The sequence below is a fragment of the Mesobacillus boroniphilus JCM 21738 genome (genome assembly GCF_000517385.1).
Taxonomy (GTDB): Bacteria; Bacillota; Bacilli; order Bacillales; family Cytobacillaceae; genus Mesobacillus; species Mesobacillus boroniphilus.
The window spans coordinates 146,312-164,540 of the sequence record NZ_BAUW01000001.1; the positions used below are offsets into that span (position 1 = coordinate 146,312).

Annotated in this window: 18 protein-coding genes and 3 pseudogenes; 16 read left to right on the plus strand and 5 right to left on the minus strand. The window is 41.4% G+C overall.

From position 1 onward, the window contains the following. Positions 1 to 27: 27 nt before the first annotated feature. On the minus strand, positions 28 to 162 hold the full coding sequence (locus JCM21738_RS00795) for a hypothetical protein (RefSeq protein ID WP_035208693.1): 135 nt from the start codon (positions 160 to 162) through the stop codon (positions 28 to 30). Between the two features lie 603 nt (positions 163 to 765). Between JCM21738_RS00795 and JCM21738_RS00800 the strand changes: the two are divergent. From JCM21738_RS00800 to JCM21738_RS00830, 6 genes and pseudogenes are all read left to right on the plus strand, one after another. Then, positions 766 to 1,538 (plus strand): annotated as a pseudogene (locus JCM21738_RS00800) (SDR family NAD(P)-dependent oxidoreductase). A gap of 321 nt (positions 1,539 to 1,859) precedes the next feature. Further along, positions 1,860 to 2,945 (plus strand): type III polyketide synthase, encoded by a 1,086-nt coding sequence (locus JCM21738_RS00805; protein WP_023627614.1) that lies wholly within the window; start codon positions 1,860 to 1,862, stop codon positions 2,943 to 2,945. 1 nt (position 2,946) lies between these two features. Further along, complete coding sequence (locus tag JCM21738_RS00810; protein ID WP_023627615.1) at positions 2,947 to 3,516, plus strand: isoprenylcysteine carboxyl methyltransferase family protein; 570 nt, start codon at positions 2,947 to 2,949, stop codon at positions 3,514 to 3,516. 387 nt (positions 3,517 to 3,903) lie between these two features. Then, entirely contained in the window at positions 3,904 to 7,554 is a 3,651-nt protein-coding gene (locus tag JCM21738_RS00815) for a dynamin family protein (RefSeq protein WP_023627616.1), read from the plus strand. A 207-nt stretch (positions 7,555 to 7,761) separates the two neighbouring features. Beyond that, positions 7,762 to 8,598: a sulfurtransferase gene (locus JCM21738_RS00825; RefSeq protein ID WP_023627618.1), complete on the plus strand. Its 837-nt coding sequence runs from the start codon at positions 7,762 to 7,764 to the stop codon at positions 8,596 to 8,598. 176 nt (positions 8,599 to 8,774) lie between these two features. Next, positions 8,775 to 9,722 (plus strand): 5'-3' exonuclease, encoded by a 948-nt coding sequence (locus JCM21738_RS00830; RefSeq protein WP_439645981.1) that lies wholly within the window; start codon positions 8,775 to 8,777, stop codon positions 9,720 to 9,722. Here JCM21738_RS00830 and sspL read toward each other — a convergent pair. Further along, positions 9,700 to 9,831 (minus strand): small, acid-soluble spore protein L, encoded by a 132-nt coding sequence (sspL, locus tag JCM21738_RS00835; protein WP_023627620.1) that lies wholly within the window; start codon positions 9,829 to 9,831, stop codon positions 9,700 to 9,702. The genes JCM21738_RS00830 and sspL overlap by 23 nt on opposite strands. A 154-nt stretch (positions 9,832 to 9,985) precedes the next feature. Between sspL and JCM21738_RS00840 the strand changes: the two genes are divergently transcribed. Then, positions 9,986 to 10,432 (plus strand): divergent PAP2 family protein, encoded by a 447-nt coding sequence (locus tag JCM21738_RS00840; protein ID WP_081742001.1) that lies wholly within the window; start codon positions 9,986 to 9,988, stop codon positions 10,430 to 10,432. Between the two features lie 67 nt (positions 10,433 to 10,499). Next, entirely contained in the window at positions 10,500 to 10,781 is a 282-nt protein-coding gene (locus JCM21738_RS00845) for a DUF6123 family protein (RefSeq protein ID WP_031308462.1), read from the plus strand. 21 nt (positions 10,782 to 10,802) lie between these two features. Here JCM21738_RS00845 and JCM21738_RS00850 read toward each other — a convergent pair whose 3' ends face one another. Together JCM21738_RS00850 and JCM21738_RS00855 are read right to left on the minus strand one after the other, a co-directional pair. Continuing rightward, the gene (locus JCM21738_RS00850; protein WP_023627623.1) at positions 10,803 to 11,741 is read right to left on the minus strand and encodes a DMT family transporter; all 939 of its coding nucleotides are present in this window, start codon (positions 11,739 to 11,741) and stop codon (positions 10,803 to 10,805) included. 1 nt (position 11,742) lies between these two features. Then, a complete protein-coding gene (locus JCM21738_RS00855) occupies positions 11,743 to 12,150 on the minus strand; it encodes a reverse transcriptase-like protein (protein WP_023627624.1) in 408 nt (135 codons plus the stop codon). 197 nt (positions 12,151 to 12,347) lie between these two features. Here JCM21738_RS00855 and JCM21738_RS00860 point away from each other — a divergent pair, with 197 nt between their 5' ends. Then, the gene (locus tag JCM21738_RS00860) at positions 12,348 to 13,004 is read left to right on the plus strand and encodes a reverse transcriptase-like protein (RefSeq protein ID WP_031308465.1); all 657 of its coding nucleotides are present in this window, start codon (positions 12,348 to 12,350) and stop codon (positions 13,002 to 13,004) included. 24 nt (positions 13,005 to 13,028) lie between these two features. After that, positions 13,029 to 13,202, plus strand: coding sequence for a zinc-finger domain-containing protein (locus JCM21738_RS22910; RefSeq protein ID WP_023627626.1), 174 nt, complete (start codon positions 13,029 to 13,031; stop codon positions 13,200 to 13,202). 143 nt (positions 13,203 to 13,345) lie between these two features. On the opposite strand, the gene cspD is transcribed toward JCM21738_RS22910, so the two are convergent. Continuing rightward, positions 13,346 to 13,546, minus strand: coding sequence for a cold-shock protein CspD (cspD, locus tag JCM21738_RS00865; protein WP_023627628.1), 201 nt, complete (start codon positions 13,544 to 13,546; stop codon positions 13,346 to 13,348). A 352-nt stretch (positions 13,547 to 13,898) separates the two neighbouring features. Here cspD and JCM21738_RS00870 point away from each other — a divergent pair, with 352 nt between their 5' ends. The 6 genes and pseudogenes from JCM21738_RS00870 to mntR all read left to right on the plus strand — a co-directional run bounded on the left by JCM21738_RS00870 (position 13,899) and on the right by mntR (position 18,073). Next, a complete protein-coding gene (locus JCM21738_RS00870; protein ID WP_023627629.1) occupies positions 13,899 to 14,885 on the plus strand; it encodes an HD-GYP domain-containing protein in 987 nt (328 codons plus the stop codon). Between the two features lie 61 nt (positions 14,886 to 14,946). Next, positions 14,947 to 15,234 carry a hypothetical protein gene (locus tag JCM21738_RS00875; protein WP_023627630.1) on the plus strand — a complete coding sequence of 96 codons (288 nt, stop codon included), beginning with the start codon at positions 14,947 to 14,949 and terminating at the stop codon, positions 15,232 to 15,234. Between the two features lie 174 nt (positions 15,235 to 15,408). Then, positions 15,409 to 15,756, plus strand: coding sequence for a toprim domain-containing protein (locus JCM21738_RS24960; protein WP_243462824.1), 348 nt, complete (start codon positions 15,409 to 15,411; stop codon positions 15,754 to 15,756). Between the two features lie 176 nt (positions 15,757 to 15,932). Then, a pseudogene (locus tag JCM21738_RS24965) lies at positions 15,933 to 17,330 on the plus strand (DNA topoisomerase). Beyond that, a complete protein-coding gene (locus JCM21738_RS24970) occupies positions 17,324 to 17,581 on the plus strand; it encodes a topoisomerase C-terminal repeat-containing protein (protein ID WP_243462825.1) in 258 nt (85 codons plus the stop codon). Before JCM21738_RS24965 ends, JCM21738_RS24970 begins: the two are co-directional and overlap by 7 nt. Positions 17,582 to 17,651: 70 nt before the next feature. Then, positions 17,652 to 18,073, plus strand: a pseudogene (gene mntR / locus JCM21738_RS00885) (transcriptional regulator MntR). The last annotated feature ends 156 nt before the right edge of the window (positions 18,074 to 18,229 follow it).

Here is an 18,229-nt window from a genome sequence, read left to right on the forward strand (position 1 = left end):
AACATCTTTCTCCCCTTTTAGTCTCTCTTAAAAACGATCTACAAATAAGAAATAAACGCCTACCCAAGTGACAATTAAAAAGAATCCTAACAAGAAAACGGATGCAAGTGTTCCTTTCAAGGAAGATTGGTCTTCCACCTTCGTATGTGTTTTCTTCCCGATTCCAGCTGAGCCATTCCGGTCCACTCCCTTCGTATAAAATGTTCGTTTATAAATGATAAGTACATTCTCATAATACAAAACAATTTGGAAACGTAAATACGGTTTCAAACAGTTCACAAATTGTTCATACCTGATATATTTACTATGTTAATGGTGAAAACGCGTCAATACAGTGATTTAAGTCACATGGAACGAGGGGTAATTGTGAATAATCTGTGAAAACAAACATGTGAAACAGTGAGCAAAATCACAAGCTAACAGATTGGGATGTGATAGATCGACTTGACATTTTTAAAAAAGTAATAAAAAAACAGGAATCACCATTCAGCATGGAGCTAATAAACTAATAAAAAATGGATCTTTCAGGAAGTGGTATATATGCAAAAGTATTATTGTGAACATTGCCGTCTCATTTATGATGAAATGCGCTTATGTAAAAAATGTGGCCGAGCGGCGGAAAAACAAATTTGGATTGAGGTACAAAAGCAGTCCAATGAAAAATAGCACCTGGTTTGGTGCTTTTTCTTTTACCAGGCGAGTAAACCTGATTTTCCTGCGTATTATGTTAAAATTAAGTCACTTTAGAGCAGGAGGATGATGTGAATGTTTTTGCCATCTTTTGATTTGAAGGGTAAAACAGCGGTAGTGACGGGTGCGGGAAGAGGGATTGGCAGGGCGATTGCAATCGGGTTTGCTGAGGCTGGAGCAGATGTTGCCTTACTTGCACGAACGGAGGAAGATCTTAAGGAAACTTCATCGGTAATTGAAAAATTAGGGCATAAGACTCTCGTGCTCCCAACAGATGTAACAAATAGGGATCAAGTACATAAATCAATTTCAGCAGTACGCACTGAATGGGGAAAGATCGATATCCTGGTAAACAATGCGGGCATGAACATCCGTTCAAAGGCATTAGAGGCGACGGATGAAGAATGGCAAACAATCATGGATACCAATTTAAAATCAGCTTCATGATGTCCCAGGAAGCCGGAAAAGTCATGAAGGAACAGCAATCAGGAGGCAAAATCATCAATATCGCATCTGTAGCAGGGCAAGTAGCCCTCAGGACCGGTGTTGTCTATGCAACAACTAAGGCAGCCTTAATGCAGATGACAAAAGTGCTAGCGATGGAATGGGGACAATACGGTATCAACGTGAATTCAATTGGTCCGTGGTATTTCAAAACACCCATGACTGAAAAGCTACTGGCAGATGAAGCGTATGTAGAAGACATCCTTGCAGTAACGCCGTTAAAGAGAATTGGAGAATTGCCTGAGCTCATAGGACCAGTTGTCTTCCTAAGTTCTGACGCAGGAAACTATGTGACTGGCCAAACTTTATTCGTCGACGGAGGCATGACGATTCACGGATTCTGATTAAGAGAAGGTAGAATTTTTCGCAATTGAAAAGGAGGCTCTTAATTAGACGGTATAAGGGAAGGATGCTGCTTTTACCCCCGAAAAAGGTCACTGACATGAATCTGTCGAAGACCAATCGATAGTCAACTGGTAAAGATTTTATAATGTATAAGGCAAGAGAGCATTGTATAATGAACTTGCACAGCAACTCCTTCAAAACGTTAGGCTTTCCCCTGCTCTGGGGAAAGCTTTTTTTTGTTTTAGTCTAAGAGAGTTTGACTGTATACTCTCTGGGTAAATGGAAAAAGTAACCGTACATAGATGTGAGGAGAGTATAACATGCCAAGAGTCATATCCATTGCAGAAGCATTGCCGCCATTTAAAATAGAACAAGAAAAGGTAATGGATTTCGCAGAAAAGTTATTCAAGGAATCCTTCAAGGATATAAACAGGCTGCTCACCGTTTTCCAGAACGGCCAAATCGAGAAACGCCATTTTGCAAAAGACCTTGATTGGTTCGTAAAGGACCATACTTTTGAAGAGAAGAACAATGCCTATATCGAGGCAGCTGTGGATCTTGGGTCAAAAGCGATCTTGAATTGCCTTAAGAGTGATGTATTTTTAAAAGACGAAGTCCATCTTGAAGAGATCGATGCTATTTTTACTATCAGCAGCACAGGTGTGTCGACTCCTAGCATTGATGCGAGAATTATGAATATCCTGCCATCATCTCAATATACTAAAAGGATTCCCATTTGGGGCCTCGGTTGTGCAGGTGGTGCTTCAGGGCTCTCACGTGCATATGAGTACTGCCTGGCCTACCCGCAGGCAAAAGTTCTTGTACTATCAATCGAATTATGCAGTTTAACCTTCCAGCGGAACGATCGATCAAAAAGCAATCTGATTGGAACTTCATTGTTTGCGGACGGGGTTGCCTGCGCCCTGGTCTGTGGTGATGATTCTGGCTATGGAAATATAATGAAAAAAGATTCTGCACCTAATATTATCGGCACACAGTCCACCACGATGCCTGACTCTGAAGATGTTATGGGATGGGAAGTGAAAAATGAGGGACTGTATGTTGTGTTTTCGAAGGATATACCGACGATAATTGAAAACTGGCTTCAGCCAAATGTCTTAAGGTTTTTAAATACCAATGGTCTTGACGTTACAGATCTTGATCATTTTATTGCGCATCCAGGAGGTAAGAAAGTATTGGAAGCCTACGTTTCAGCTATGAAATTCCCTGGAAAAATGACCGAGACTTCCCTGAACGTCTTAAAAGAATATGGGAATATGTCTTCAGCGACCATACTATATGTATTAAAAAGGTTCATGGAGACTGCGGAGGCAGGCGATCTAGGACTTGGTGCTGCACTCGGCCCAGGTTTTAGCTCGGAATTGTTATTGATGAGGTGGGAATAACATGGTATTCCTCGTATTTGTAGGTTTAATAATCTTTCAGCGGATAACAGAACTAGTCATCGCGAGAAAAAATGAGGTCTGGATGAAAGATCAAGGAGCAATAGAATTCGGTCAGGGCCATTATCCTGCGATGGTATCGATCCATACAGCTTTTTTCATATCTTTCATCCTGGAAGTGATTCTATTGGGTAAAAACCTTTCAGATTATTGGCCGGTCTTGCTTGCTCTGTTTATTTTTACACAGGCAATGAGAGTTTGGGCACTAACTTCATTGGGCAGGTTCTGGAATACAAAGATCATCATTCTTCCCGGGGCTAATGTGGTAAAGAAAGGTCCCTATAAAATCATCAAGCATCCAAACTATTTAATTGTTGCGATAGAGTTGATTGTGATTCCATTGATGTTCAATGCCTATATCACAATGGCGGTCTTTACTTTGTTGAATATCCTCATTTTATCAATCAGGATTCCTGCAGAGGAGAAGGCATTGAGTGAGCTGACAAAGTATGAAACTGAATTTACCAACCAGGGTCGTTTCGTCCCAAATTTGTTAAATAAGTGTGACAATTAATCTCATTCCATTGAAAATGATAATCAATAGTGCTACACTTTTCTTAAGATGAAAATTATTCTCAGTTAAAAAAGAACCTTAAGGATGGTGTGGTACCAATGGTTTCCATGTTAGTTGTTTCGACCGTAGCTGCTTATTCCTTACTTATGAAATATGTATTGAGCAATGTACTAAAACCCCATTAATAAATGATATTCTCATTTAGAATTAAAGCTCGGACTTACGATGTCCGGGCTTTTTCTTTTTGTCCATCTTCTGTGCCTTTCTGGACCGATTAAGGTAGTTATGCTTTACTTTTTCTAAGGGACGAAAATGAAATTATAGGAAAAGACCGAAAAATCATATAAAATAAAGTTATTCACAATTTTGTCACAAGGGGTTAGAGGAATGGGCCAGACTATTGCACAGCAAGATCAAAAGCTTCTTGGAAAGATTTTATCACTATATAACTTAATGAATACAAATCACGATGAAGATACAGCTGGAAAAGTTAAGGAATTGGGTAGGAAAGCAGTTGAAGAAGAATTTTCAATCGCTTTTTGCGGCCATTTTTCAGCGGGTAAGTCGAGTATGATCAACAAGCTGATAGGCGACAACATCCTGCCGTCAAGCCCGATTCCAACCAGTGCGAATTTGGTGCGGATTAAATCAGGTTCAGAATATGCAAAGGTCATCTTCAAGGACGGCGGTTCACGCTTGTATCCAGCTCCGTATGATTATGATACCGTCAAGACGTACTGCAAGGATGGCGAACAAATCCAGGCTATTGAAATCAGCCATAATGGTGCTGAGTTCCTTGAACAGGAAGTCATCATGGATACACCGGGAATTGATTCTACAGATGATGCCCACCGCATCGCGACTGAATCTGCGCTCCATCTGTCAGACATCGTCTTTTATATGATGGATTATAACCATGTTCAATCTGAACTGAATTTCCTTTTTACAAAGGAATTAACGGACGCCGGAAAAGAACTTTACTTGATTATCAACCAGGTCGATAAACATCAGGATGCAGAATTGTCCTTTAATCAATTTAAGGAAAGTGTTGAAGATTCTTTTGCTGGCTGGGGAGTAAAGCATGCAGGGATTTTTTATACATCGTTGAAATACCCTGAATCACCACATAATCAGTTTCAAGAGCTTCGTTCATTTATCATGGATCGAAAGGGCAATAGAAAAGAAATACTGCCAGTTTCAATTTTTAAGTCATTGGAAAAGCTGTCGGAGGATCATTTGGCGAGTCTTCATCAGGATGTTTCTGAAGAAATAGAGGAATTTGAGACAATCCTGGAAGGAATCTCTGACAGTGAGCGTCAACATCTTTCAGTTGAACTTGATAACATAAGAAAGCATATTGAAAAAAATCAGATTGAGCGAGACCCTGAACAGGAGTTTCGTGCTGGACTCAATGATATCTTAAAGAACGCCTATTTAATGCCTTTCCAGACCAGGGAGTTGGCAGAGGCTTATCTGCAGTCAAGGCAGCCAGACTTTAAAGTGGGCTTGTTATTCTCAAAACAAAAAACCGAACAGGAACGCTCAGCTAGGTTGGACAATTTCTATCGAGATCTGGAGGATAAAGTACAATCCCAGCTCGATTGGCATATCAAGGACTTTTTATCAAAGCTTTTCAAGAAGCATAATCTTTCCCAGACCGAGCTGCAGGCAGCAGCAAATGGTTTCAAGATTGAGTTCCAAAAAGAACTGCTCCCAGAAGCCATTAAACCTGGTGCGAGACTATCAGGGGACTATGTCCTTAATTATACAAATGATGTCGCTGAGGCATTGAAAAATCTTGCAAGAAGAAAGCTAGAGCCAATTAAGGAACTGTTCATCGACTATGTGAAAGGCCAGGATGATGAAGAGCTAGATGAACTTCTCAAAAAAGAAAAAAACCTCGGGGAGCTTTTATCATCGTGGAAAGCATTGAGTTCGATTCAGGAAAACCTTGCCCAGCAACGAAGACATGTATCAGAAATTCTCTATGGCGAACCGGCAGAATATAAAGAGGAAGACTTCCTTATTTTTAAAGCTGCCGAAGACGAGCCGGAAGTGATTTTAAAGAATGACTTTACTTCCGCAAGCACCACTAGAGAAAAGGCCGTTCCATCAGTAGAAGCTCCTGTCGAGCAAAACGGGAATGGTATAGAACGATTTCACGAAAAACAACAGCAGCTGGTCGGGAAAATGTATTTTACATCTGAACAGATTGAAGGTATACCCGGCTTGAAGAAAATCGCCCGTGAATTGAGGGATAAAGCTGCACGGTTAAAAGAAAGAGAATTCACTGTAGCCTTGTTTGGAGCATTCAGTGCAGGTAAATCCTCATTCGCGAACGCTCTGGTAGGGGAACGGATTTTGCCGGTATCACCAAATCCGACAACTGCTGCCATTAATAAAATTAAACCGGTCACAACTGAGCATCCTCATGGGACGGTAATAGTCAAAATCAAAAGTGCTGACGAATTGCTGAAAGAACTGGAACGATCTCTAGGATTATTCGGCAAGCACACATCTGATTTCGAGCGAGCGATCGATCAAATCAATACTCTTCAATTTGAGGATAGCAGGTACAGTGTGGCAGAAAAAACGCATTACTCATTCCTGCAGGCTTTTGCCAAGGGGTTTAGCGATTTTAAAAACAGCTTCGGAGAAAAGCTGTCTGTGGATCTTGAATCATTCCGAGGCTATGTTGCAGAAGAGGAGAAATCCTGTTTTGTTGAGTGGATTGAAGTTTATTATGATTGTGAGCTTACGAGAGATGGGATAACCCTTGTTGATACACCAGGTGCTGATTCAATAAATGCCCGCCATACTGGGGTAGCCTTCGATTATATCAAGAATTCGGATGCTATATTATTCGTAACCTACTATAACCATGCGTTTTCAAAAGCAGATAGGGAGTTCCTGATTCAGCTTGGCAGGGTCAAGGACACCTTCGAGCTTGATAAAATGTTCTTCATTGTCAATGCCGTCGATTTAGCGAATTCCGAGGAAGAACAGGAAGCAGTTTTAGAGTATGTTGAAAGCCAGCTTGTTCATTACGGCATCAGGAAGCCGCATCTATTCCCTGTTTCCAGTTTAAAGGGCCTTAATGCAAAGCTGGAAAATGAGTCTGGCGGAGACCAGCTATTTAATCAATTTGAAAAGGCGTTTTACACATTCATCGCCAATGACCTGATGAATATGGCTGTCGAGGCCGCTGAGGCAAAATGGCGCCAGGCTGTAGGTACGATCGAGGAAATGATCAGCTCAGCAGAAGAAGACAAGGCAGCAAGGGCTGATAAACGACGAAAACTTTTATCTGAAAAGGAAGAAATGCTGAGTATTTTATCACAAAAGAAATCAGCAGTACTTGAGGAACGCTTGAACCTCGCGGCCGATGAATTGACTTATTACATTCGTCAGCGTGTCTTCATCCGTTTCGGTGACTTCTTCAGGGAGGCATTCAATCCTGCGCTATTGAAGGATGATGGACGCAATATGAAGAAGGCCCTTGAAACTGCGCTAGATGAGTTGATTGAAAGCATTGGATATGACCTGGCTCAGGAGATGAGAGCAACGTCTTTAAGGACCGAAGCGTTTATCATCCGGATCTTGAAAGAGTTCCAGGAGGCACTGCTAAGTGAACTATTGAAAATCAACTCTTCGGTTTCGATTTCTGCAACAGATAATGGTCCACTTATCGGCATGGAATTTGAAACAGCATATCATAACATTGACCGTACCAAGTTTAGAAAAACCCTTGGTTTATTTAAGAATCCTAAATCCTTCTTTGAGAAGAATGAAAAGAAATTAATGGCGGATGAACTTGAAAAGCTTTTACATGGACCCGCAGGTGAGTATCTTGAAGAAGAGAATGCCAGGCTGAAAGATCATTATCAGCCAGAATTGGTCCGTGAGTTTGTAAAAGTCCAGGAGGATTTTTCAGAGCAGATCACCGAGTATTTTGAAGGGATTACGTCTGCACTTGAAGATAATTTCTCTATCGATACTGTTAAAAGGGCACTGGAAAATATTAAAAACTTTCAATAAAGGTTGAGTGCAAGGATGACCAGTAATAGATTTCATGCATGAGCTACTTGTGTTAATTTTCAAGCAGAAAAGGTGAACGGCAAAATGAACTACCATTGTGGCAGGATTGGCTATGAAACGAAGAGCGATTATAAATTTTCCTGCTGGGATCCTAAAGAACACGTAAAAAAACTGATGTCCAAAAAAACTATCTGAGGAGTGTTTTCCTTGCAAAATCATGTAGATTCTGAATGGCTTAATGACCATCTTGGAGACGGGAATACAAGAGTTGTCGATTGCCGTTTCAAGCTTGGGAGTCCTGACGAGGGCAGGCTTCTATATATACGCAGTCATATTCCTGGTGCGGTATATTTCGATCTCGAAAAACACCTGTCTGGTACAGTCAGGGAACATGGAGGCAGACATCCGCTCCCGGATATAACTCAGTTCAAAGAAAGGCTGCAGGATGCCGGGATTGATAATAAAACAAGAGTTATTGTATACGACGGAAAGGAAGGAGCATTCGCCTCAAGGTTATGGTGGCTTCTTAAATACGTTGGGCATGAACAAGTCTATATCCTGAACGGAGGCTTCGATGCATGGGAGAAGTCTGGCTATCCGACTGATCATTCCGTACCGCATTATGAGACTGCAAAATACACCGTTGCTGAAAATCATGATATGCTGGCTTCCTATGAAGAGGTGAAAGATATCGCACTAAAAGGGACGGGAAGTGCGGTCCTTATTGATTCACGGGAAAGTAAAAGGTACATGGGGATCGAGGAGCCAATCGATCGTGTTCCAGGCCATATTCCAACAGCGATCAATAAGCCTTGGATGGAAGGCTATGAAAATGGTTCTTTTAAGCCTGGTGCTGAACAGGAAAAGAGATTTGCAGAACTCGATCCTAATCAGCCTATCATTGTTTACTGCGGATCTGGAGTGACAGCTACGCCGAATTTTATCGCTCTAAAAGAAGCAGGATTCAAGAATGTCAGGCTTTATGCCGGAAGCTACAGCGATTGGGTTTCTTATCATGAAAATCCCGTATCCAAAGGTGAATGATTCATTGGAGAAAGTCTTTTTTCGACTCAGCTAGTCCAATGATTGAAGAATGGTTATTTTCGGAATATAAAAGGAAACTCCGGGAGTTATGTTATAATATCAAAGTTGACTTTTAAAGTAAGGCATTATGCTTTTAAAATAGAGCCATGGCTCATATTAACGATGGAGGTACCAACTTGGAAAATAATAAAACTTCTCTAATGCTAGTTGATGGGATGGCTTTGTTGTTCAGAGCATTCTATGCAACAGCTGTTTCCGGACAGTTCATGATAAATTCCAAAGGGGTCCCGACAAATGCGATCCACGGTTTCATAAAACACTTTGCGACTGCAGTTGCAAATTTCAAGCCTACCCACACTGCTGTATGCTGGGATATGGGCAGTAAAACCTTCCGTACAGAAATGTTCGACAATTATAAAGCGAATAGACCTGAGGCACCTGTTGAGCTTCTGCCACAGTTTGACCTTGTCAAAGAGGTAGTGGAAGCTTTAGATGTACCAAACATTGGCCTGCGGGGCTATGAAGCTGATGACTGTATCGGGACGATTGCCAGGACGGTTAAGGAAGTAGACTCGGTTACGATTCTTACAGGGGATAAAGATATTCTCCAACTGATTGACGACCGGGTTTCTGTCATCCTGCTGCAGAAGGGCTATGGCAATTACCTGGTACACGACCGCAATACCTTGTATGCTGAAAAGGGGATCTGGCCTGAACAGATGATTGATTTGAAAGCATTTATGGGAGACCCTAGTGATAACTATCCTGGTGTCCGCGGGATCGGTGAAAAGACGGCGATTAAGCTGCTTCAGGAGCATGGGGATGTAGAAGGTGTCATCGCGAATCTGCATCAACTGACAAAATCGCAGCGAGCAAAAATTGAGGCAGACCTTGAAATGCTTCATTTAAGCAGACAGCTAGCTGAAATCAAATGTGATGTACCTGTTGAATGCAAGATCGACGACGCCTTATTCAAAATTGACCGTGATAAGCTCCTCGCCAAGTTCAATGAAGTTGAACTCAGGGGCTACACCGTCTGTTTGAAAATGACTCAATATACGCTTAAGGGAAACGGCTGGTACTGTACCAGCCGTTTTTTGCTTACTTTGTATTCTTCTTTTTAGCGGCATTTTCCAGCTTTGACTTTGGTTCTTCAGCAAATTCAGCATCCTGTCCGTAGCCTTGCGGATTTACCCCGGGTGCCTTTGTTCCTCTGTTTCCCTTTTTGCTCATAATCATCCATCCCTTCAAAAAATTTGTTTAAAAATGATCTTAAAAGTGAAATAACCTTTATAGGTTGTCTGCTTATTACAGCTTAATCCTTATTATGAACGGGCAAGAATAAAAGCAATCATTTTTCTTCAAAATAACATGGAGGTGACGGATAATGAATAAAGGCGCAGTTATTGCTATTTCAAGTATTGGCCTTGCTCAGGCCTTGAAAATACCGTTTCATTACGCAAAGACACAGGAGTGGAAACCAGATTTATTTTTGGCCAGCGGCGGAATGCCCAGCTCCCATTCAGCTGGTGTGTCATCCTTAACAACATATGTTGCTCTTACAAAAGGTGTACGCTCGATTGACTTCGCATTGTCACTCGTGTATGGCATAATTGTCATGTATGATGCACAGGGGATAAGGAGACAGACAGGAGAACTGACTTTAAAAGTTAATGATCTTGATGAATTAATTGATAAGATCCATGAGGATGACCCAGTAGAGTTTGAAGAAAAGTCTCCAGATCCATTAAAGGAAATGCTAGGACATCATCCAAAAGAAGTGCTTGGCGGAGCCTTTTTGGCATGGGGATTGGCTTTGCTGGATATCTTTTAACGAAAAAACGGTAGAAAATGCACGAATTTTGCGGTAAAATTTTACTGGAGAGTGATTGAAGAGAGGATTGATTCAGTCAGTGCGGACAGTTGAAGATTACCTGCTTCATTTGAAGAGCAAAGGGTTCCAGTTGCGTGAGGACGCCATCGGCTTTATTTACTTTGGCCAGCAATATACAAATTCTACCGATGAACTTACCAATACAGCTATTGAGATAACCTTAAAAGCTCAAAAAGGTTTTGATGGAAGCTTTTATATTTCGTTGCTGGAAACCTTTGCTTCTAATAAAATCTATTCCCGCAAAGCAGCATTACAGTACGTAAAAAAAATCGAGCTTTTAGCCGTATAAAAAAAGGCTGGTTTCAAAGCGTTATGCTTTGAAATCAGCCTCTTTTTTTGGGAAGACCTTACGAATAAAGCTTTCGAATTTGCCAGATGGCAATTCCGCGAAAACCATCCCGGTAAAAATGAGCGCACAGCCTACCAGAGCACCGTACGGTAGACGTTCATCGGCCCAGAAGTAGGCAGTGATAGCCGCAAAAACTGGTTCCATTGCAAAAATCAAAGCAACTCGAGTAGCCGTTGTATGTTTCTGAAAATTGGTCTGGATGAAAAAGGCGAGTGCAGTGGCAAGTATAGATGTAACCAACAGGGCAATCATGACATTCGCAGAAAAAATGACCTCAGGGTTGAATGCCCTTTTCCAATCCTCGAATATGACAGAAGATACTGCAGATAGGGCAGCAACAGTTGAGATTTGAACTGTCGTCAAAAGAAGTGTTGGATAACTGCTGCTGAACTTGCCAGTGAAAACAATGTGCAAAGCAAAACCGGCTGCACATATGAGGACAAAGCCGTCTCCGATGTTAAGGCTTGAAACATCTGACATTGTTAAAAGATAAAGACCTGCAGTTGCTGCAGAGACACCCGCTATAGAGTTGATGCTTGGCCGCTGTTTTAAGATCCCAATCATCAGCAATGGTACCAGGACTACACTTAAACCAGTTATAAAGCCGGCCTTGGATGAGGTTGTATACAACAGGCCTAATGTTTGGAATGCATAGCCAATGAACAGAAAAAAGCCCAGCAATATTCCAGATAAAATTAATTTTCGATCGATCTTTTTCAGCTGATCTTTTTCAAAAAACATAAGCCAAAGCCCTAATAGGATTGCTGCCAGGGTGAAGCGAACAGCGTTGAAGGCTTGTGGCTCAAGAAAAGAAATTGCATTTTGCACAAGAACAAAAGTTGCGCCCCAGATGAGGGCTACGAATAGTAAGCTTAAATCCGCGAAGGTTGATGCTTTCATGTTAATTTTCGGTTCCTTTCATGTTGTTGTCCCTTACCGCTTTTCGGGCCAGATCGTCAGCAGTTTTATTTTCACTCGATGGAATCCATTTCATGAAGAAGAGGTCGAATTGACCGGCAAGCATTAATGCTTTTTCCAAAAGGGGGGCATAAAGTTTATTTTTGACAAACTCTTTCTCAACCGCAGCATTGATAAGCTGTGAATCGGTTCTGAAGGAGACAACTTTAAAACCTTTATCCACGCAGATTTCCAATGCTTTTATAAATGCATGATATTCAGCTTCATGATTGGACATGACACCAAGAGGAATGGAATATCTAAAAACTTCCCCTTCACCTTTAATAAAAATGCCAGCACCGCTTGGACCAGGGTTGCCAGCACTTGCACCATCAATATACACTTCAAACAACAATGATCACTCCCAGTTGGTTTGTACAGATAATAGTTAGTGTATCATAATAGCAGTGAAAATTTATTAAAATATACAAGGACCATTTCATTTTCATCGTCCCTTTTCCATTGTAACGTGCTCGTAAAATGGGTAAGATAACTAAAAATAACCCATTTGGCGGAATGAAAAACAGATCAGAAAGCGGGGGAGAAGTCATGAAATATAAATTGGAGTGGGAATACAAAACTAAAGGAATAGATCCCATCCTATTCAGCTCTGATTCTCTTGATGGCGAGCATGCACTCCAGGCTGGTGAAGAACTAGAAAAATCGGGTAGAGCTGGAGAAATCTCTTTCATAGATGAAATCGGAACTTCGTGGACATTAAAGGAAATGCGCAAGCTACTTGAAGAAGTAGAAGAAGAACCTCACGATCTTACCGTTTATTTTGACGGTGGTTTTGATAACTATAATCATAAAGCAGGACTTGGAACCATAATCTACTTCAAACAGGGAAAAAAGAAGTACAGATTGCGTGCCAATGAAGTTTTCGATGAACTTGAAACGAATAATGAAGCAGAATATGCTGCTCTTTATTTTGCCCTTACCATCCTTGAAGAAATGGGTGTCCGGAACATGACGTGTGACATCAAAGGAGATTCCCAGGTTGTATTGAAGCAGCTCGAAGGGGAGTGGCCTTGCTATGAAGAAAAACTTAACCGCTGGCTCGACAGAATTGAGAATAAGATCAAGGAACTTGGCTTGTATCCTAAGTACAATCCAGTAGGAAGAAAAGAAAATAAAGAAGCGGATAAACTGGCCACACAGGCATTGCAGGGTAAAATGATCAACAGTAAGATGCAAATATTATAACCAGGAGGGAAAGGCGGGAATAGATTGACGCGTATTAAAATCCTTGCCGAGGTAGAGACATTGCTAAATACATATTGCAATGAATGCTTCCTGAAAAAGCATCATCGGCAAGAACATGGAAAAAGAGCTGCCCACCGGTTCTGCATCAATGAATGCACCGTTGGCGAAAAAATAAAAAAGTGCGGACAAAAACTTTAGTGGTTAATGCTATTTAATGAACAATTCGGAGGATGAGTGAAGCCGAAATGTCCAAAAAGCAAAATCAAATTGATAATTTTACGAGAAAAGCAGAAAAATTTAAAAAAGGCTGGCGTCAGGCGCCAGCCTTCAACTTTTTTAAATTATAGTTTTACTACGTTAGCAGCTTGTGGTCCACGGTTTCCTTCGACGATTTCAAAAGAAACTTCTTGACCTTCTTCTAGCGACTTATAGCCGTCGCCCTGAATTGCTGAGAAGTGAACGAATACATCGTCTCCGCCTTCTACTTCGATGAAACCGAAACCTTTTTCATTGTTGAACCATTTCACTTTACCGTTTTGCATGTTAAACTTTCCTCCCATGTCTTTCGCGACACAAAATTTGTGCCAAAGTTGAATATTATCATCTAATCGATACACCTGCAGTGTTTGATATGGCAAATATATTCTTTTAAATGATGTCTTAAATATACAATATTATGATTCACTCAGTCAAGAATGTAAGCGTATTACAATCTCAATAATCTTAAAATTTAGTTAATTTTAAATAAATTGAAATTCATTCTTCTATTGTTCCTATTTTCGGAAAAATTTGTTATTATTTTCTTATAAATGTTCTATTTACTTTTTCTTTTAACGTAAATAGAGAAGAAAAATAAAAATCTGCAAGTCTATTAAAGCTCAGAGGAGGGTACTAATGAAGAAGACCACTCCATCCGCGTTTACGTCCTTAACTGACCATCAAATTGATGCATTATTGGATACAATCAGGAATGGCAATGCCATTCAGGACCACACACCTCAGATAGCAGTAAATGAAAAGCTTGTTGATATTTCAAAGAAAATCGATGATGCTTCCAGGCAAATGGAAGAGATATTCGATATTGTTGCAAAGACAGGAGTTGTTCCTATTAGTGAAATCAAGAATGAGATCCTGCCTGTAATCAGGCATGCGGCGGAAATTCCCCATATCTATCACTTGTTTTATGAGCTGAAGGCGCAAGATGAGTATACCTACAGGCATACGGTCTGTGTTGGAATCATCTCTACCTTGATTGGAAAATGGCTTAACTTGGATCAATCTGAATTGAATGATCTTACTCTGGGAGCGACACTCCATGATATCGGGAAGGCTCGTATCCCAGCCAACATCCTGAACAAGCCAGGCAGGCTGACACAGGAAGAATACATCGAAATGAAACGTCACACAGTATACGGATACCGGATGTTAAAGGATATCCCGGAACTAAATGAAAGAGTCGCCCTGATTGCACTTCAACACCATGAGCGTGAGGACGGCGGAGGCTATCCATTTAGCCTGCGCAGCGAAAAGATAGACGAGCTTGCAAAAATTGTCGCAATAGGTGACGTATACCATGCCATGTCTTCTTCAAGGGTCTATCACCAGGCAGAGCCTTTCCATATTGTCATATCCCAGATGCAAAACGATGTTTTCGGAAAGTTTGATCCCAAAATCATGCTCGTCTTCCTGTATAGAATCATGGACAGCCTTGTGGGAAGGCGTGTTCTCCTTAGCGATGGTGAAGAAGGGACAATCTTGATGGTTGACCCATTCGAGCCGTTAAGGGCATTAATTAAAACAGGGGATACACTTGTTGATTTGCGGCTGAATCGCGGACTGAGGATTTCGAGAGTCATAAATGATTCAATCGTAGGGGTATAATCTGCAGACGCCGTTCATATCTTTTAATAGTCAATGATGATGAATTAAAAGGGTGAGGGGCATGTACCGCTTTTCGATAGGTGATGAGGATTGGATAATCATTTTTTCTCAACATCTTTCTCTTGAGAAAGCAGAAAAGGAAGAAATCATCCGTTCCATTGCCACCATGGGTCCCCAGTGGGCAGCATTTAGCCATGGGGAGTCATTCGTGATTTTTCAGCAGCTGGCGGGGGCAATCGTGGTGCGGATCGAAAAGGTTCCTTCGCTGATTTTAACCGTTTCGGCAGTCGTTAACAGGAATCGTTGGTACATCAATGACAACAACATAGTTGAGCCATTTGAGGAATAATATTTTTAAGGCAGCTGGTCAATTCAGCTGCCTGTTTGATTTTTTACGGGGGCTTAATATTGATTGGTTTAAGAAGCGGCAATAAAAGTCCTTTACGCTATTGTCGAAAAAAAGATAAAATAGAATGCGAGGTTTAAAAAGTACGCTCATATAAAAGTTTTTCAGGGGGAACTTATGAAATTGATTGTTGCGGAAAAGCCTGACCAGGGCAGAACGCTGGCCTCCGTATTTAAAATGAAAAAAAGGGATGGATTCATCGAAATCTTTCCCAATGAAATATTCCCTAAAGGTGCTTACGTTTCATGGGCAATCGGCCATTTAACAGAATTGTCAGCACCCGAGCAATACAATCCGAGCTGGAAAAAATGGTCGCTGGATACATTGCCGATCATACCGGAAGATTTCAAGTATGAAGTCGTCAAATCCAAAGCAAAGCAATTCCAAATCATAAAAAAGCTTGCTACCGATCCGCAGGTCTCTGAAATAATCCATGCAGCGATGCCGGGCGTGAAGGTGAACTGATCATCAGGAACATCCTCCGCCTTGCCAACTGTATGAAGCCGATGAAGAGACTGTGGATATCCTCGCTGACGCCTAAAGCGATTAAAGAGGGCTTTCAAAACCTTTTGAATGATTCGGATACAAAAAATTTGTACTTTGAAGCATATACCCGCGCTTGTGCTGACTGGGTTGTCGGCATGAATGCATCCAGGCTGTACACGCTTCTGCTTCAGAAGAAAGGCTATTCAGATGTGTTTTCTGTCGGAAGGGTACAGACTCCTACTCTGGCTTTGATTGTGAAAAGAGAGCTGGAAATCGAAAATTTCGTATCGGAACCATTTTGGGAAGTGCTCGCAAAATTTAATATTAATGGCAAAAAGTACAGCGGCAAATGGGAAAAAGATGATTCGCGGATCAAAACGAAGGAAATGGCCGAGAAAATTGCTGCTTTTTGCGATGGGAAACCTGCAGAAGCCGCAGAAGTTATTTCTGAGAAAAAAGAATTCCTGCCGCCGTTATTTTATAATTTGTCTGCAATGCAGGCAGAAGCAAATCGACGTTTTAAAATGTCGCCCAAAAAGACGCTGGACATTTTACAAGGATTATATCAACGGGGAATTGTATCCTACCCGCGTTCTGATTCCAGGTATGTAACCCCGGGGGAAGCAGAAGGCTTTTCTGCCATTTTGAATAAACTTCATTCTAATCCTGATTATCAGCCACTTTTCCATTACCCAATTCATCGATTAAAAACAATAAACGCTATGTGAATGAAAAAAAAAGTCACAGATCACTACGCAATCATCCCGACTGAGCAAGTTCCAAACCTAAGCAGGCTGTCTGGAGATGAGTTGAAATTATACGACTTGCTGGCAAGGACATTGATTGCTGCCCATTACGGACCATACATCGCGGAATATACAACGATCAAGACAGTCGTGGAGGGAAGAGCGGAGTTTATATCAAAGGGTAAAGTCCAGCTGGATGAAGGCTGGAAAAAGGTGCTCCCACAAAATGACTCAGACAAGGAATCTGAACTTCCTGCTGTCCAGCAGGGTGAAACCGGAACAGTCTTGAAGTCCGAAGTAAAAGAAAGCAAGACCCAGCCGCCCAAAAGACTGACTGAAGGTCAGTTGATCACCTTAATGAAAACAGCAGGGAAGCATATTGAAGACAAGGAACTTGAAAAGGTTCTGATGAAAGCTGAAGGTCTTGGAACTGAAGCGACAAGAGCAGGCATCATTACGATGCTCAAGGACAGAGCATATATTGAAGTCCGCAAAAACCTCGTATATGCGACAGCCAAAGCAAAAATACTCGTCACAGCTGTTGGTGGACAAGTCCTTGCATCACCGGAAATGACAGCCAAATGGGAGCAGAGGCTGCACCAAATAGGGCAGGGAGAAGCTTCGCCCAAGCAGTTCATCGAGCAAACTTCAAAAATGATTAAACATCTTGTGTCTGAAACCTCCGAAGCTCTTCAGGCTGGACTTTTTCCGAAGAAATTACGAACGCCTTCGTGCCAGGGAAAAAGGGCGGGCGTTCAAGACGGAGTACAAACCTTGGTAAATGTAAAAAGTGCGATGGCATGGTGATAGACAAAGGAACGTTCTATGGCTGTTCAAACTACCAGAAAACAAAATGCAATTTCACTCTCTCCAAACAAATCCTTGGAAAGACAGTAACGCAAAAGAATATCAAGAAGCTGCTGACTGATGGAAGCACGGATGTGATAGAAGGCTTCCAGAGCAAGGAAAAAACCTTCAACGCGAAGCTATATTGGGATGGAGAAGAAAATAAGCTGAAGTTTGATATAGCTGGACAGCCAGTCAATCAAGGTGGATAGCGCCTTGTCACCCCTGTCCTTCTGTAGTAAACTTTAATATGGCTATTGTTTAAGCATTGGAGGTCATGGGATGCCAACACCTAGTATGGAAGATTATATAGAACAAATATTTATTTTAATAGAACAAAAAGGATATGCCCGAGTAGTGGATATCGCAGAGGCATTATCAGTGCATCCCTCCTCAGTAACTAAAATGGTTCAGAAGCTTGATAAAGACCAGTTCGTGGTTTACGAGAAATATCGTGGGCTTGTACTGACTCCAAAAGGATACAAAACTGGCAAAAGGCTGGTAGACCGCATGAATTACTTGAGCAATTGCTCAAGGTGATCGGCGTAAAAGAGGAAAATATCTATAATGATGTAGAAGGTATCGAACATCATTTAAGCCGGGATGCAATCGACAGGATTGGAGACCTTGTCCAGTTCTTTGAAGAAGATCAATCCCGTGTACAAGAATTAAGAGCAATTCAAAAAAAGAATGACGAAGAATAATTTAAGCAACTGACCATGCTGTCAGTTGTTGAGACTGTAGACAAGCTCTTTGAAAACGGAGCTTGTCTACTTTTTTAGGCAGAGTTAATGACGGAAGTAGATATATCCTGAATGTTATTATGACCGATGAAATGTACCCTTATAGAAGGCTCCCCT

Bases quoted from the DNA above. Each gene is read 5' to 3' on its own strand.
- JCM21738_RS00875 (WP_023627630.1), top strand. From the start codon at position 14,947: ATGTACCGCTTTTCGATAGGTGATGAGGATTGGATAATCATTTTTTCT.
- JCM21738_RS00860 (WP_031308465.1), top strand. From the start codon at position 12,348: ATGAAATATAAATTGGAGTGGGAATACAAAACTAAAGGAATAGATCCC.
- cspD (WP_023627628.1), bottom strand. From the start codon at position 13,546: ATGCAAAACGGTAAAGTGAAATGGTTCAACAATGAAAAAGGTTTCGGT.
- JCM21738_RS00840 (WP_081742001.1), top strand. From the start codon at position 9,986: ATGAATAAAGGCGCAGTTATTGCTATTTCAAGTATTGGCCTTGCTCAG.
- sspL (WP_023627620.1), bottom strand. From the start codon at position 9,831: ATGAGCAAAAAGGGAAACAGAGGAACAAAGGCACCCGGGGTAAATCCG.
- JCM21738_RS00815 (WP_023627616.1), top strand. From the start codon at position 3,904: ATGGGCCAGACTATTGCACAGCAAGATCAAAAGCTTCTTGGAAAGATT.
- JCM21738_RS00805 (WP_023627614.1), top strand. From the start codon at position 1,860: ATGCCAAGAGTCATATCCATTGCAGAAGCATTGCCGCCATTTAAAATA.
- JCM21738_RS24970 (WP_243462825.1), top strand. From the start codon at position 17,324: ATGGTGATAGACAAAGGAACGTTCTATGGCTGTTCAAACTACCAGAAA.
- JCM21738_RS00850 (WP_023627623.1), bottom strand. From the start codon at position 11,741: ATGAAAGCATCAACCTTCGCGGATTTAAGCTTACTATTCGTAGCCCTC.
- JCM21738_RS24960 (WP_243462824.1), top strand. From the start codon at position 15,409: ATGAAATTGATTGTTGCGGAAAAGCCTGACCAGGGCAGAACGCTGGCC.
- JCM21738_RS00810 (WP_023627615.1), top strand. From the start codon at position 2,947: ATGGTATTCCTCGTATTTGTAGGTTTAATAATCTTTCAGCGGATAACA.
- JCM21738_RS00870 (WP_023627629.1), top strand. From the start codon at position 13,899: ATGAAGAAGACCACTCCATCCGCGTTTACGTCCTTAACTGACCATCAA.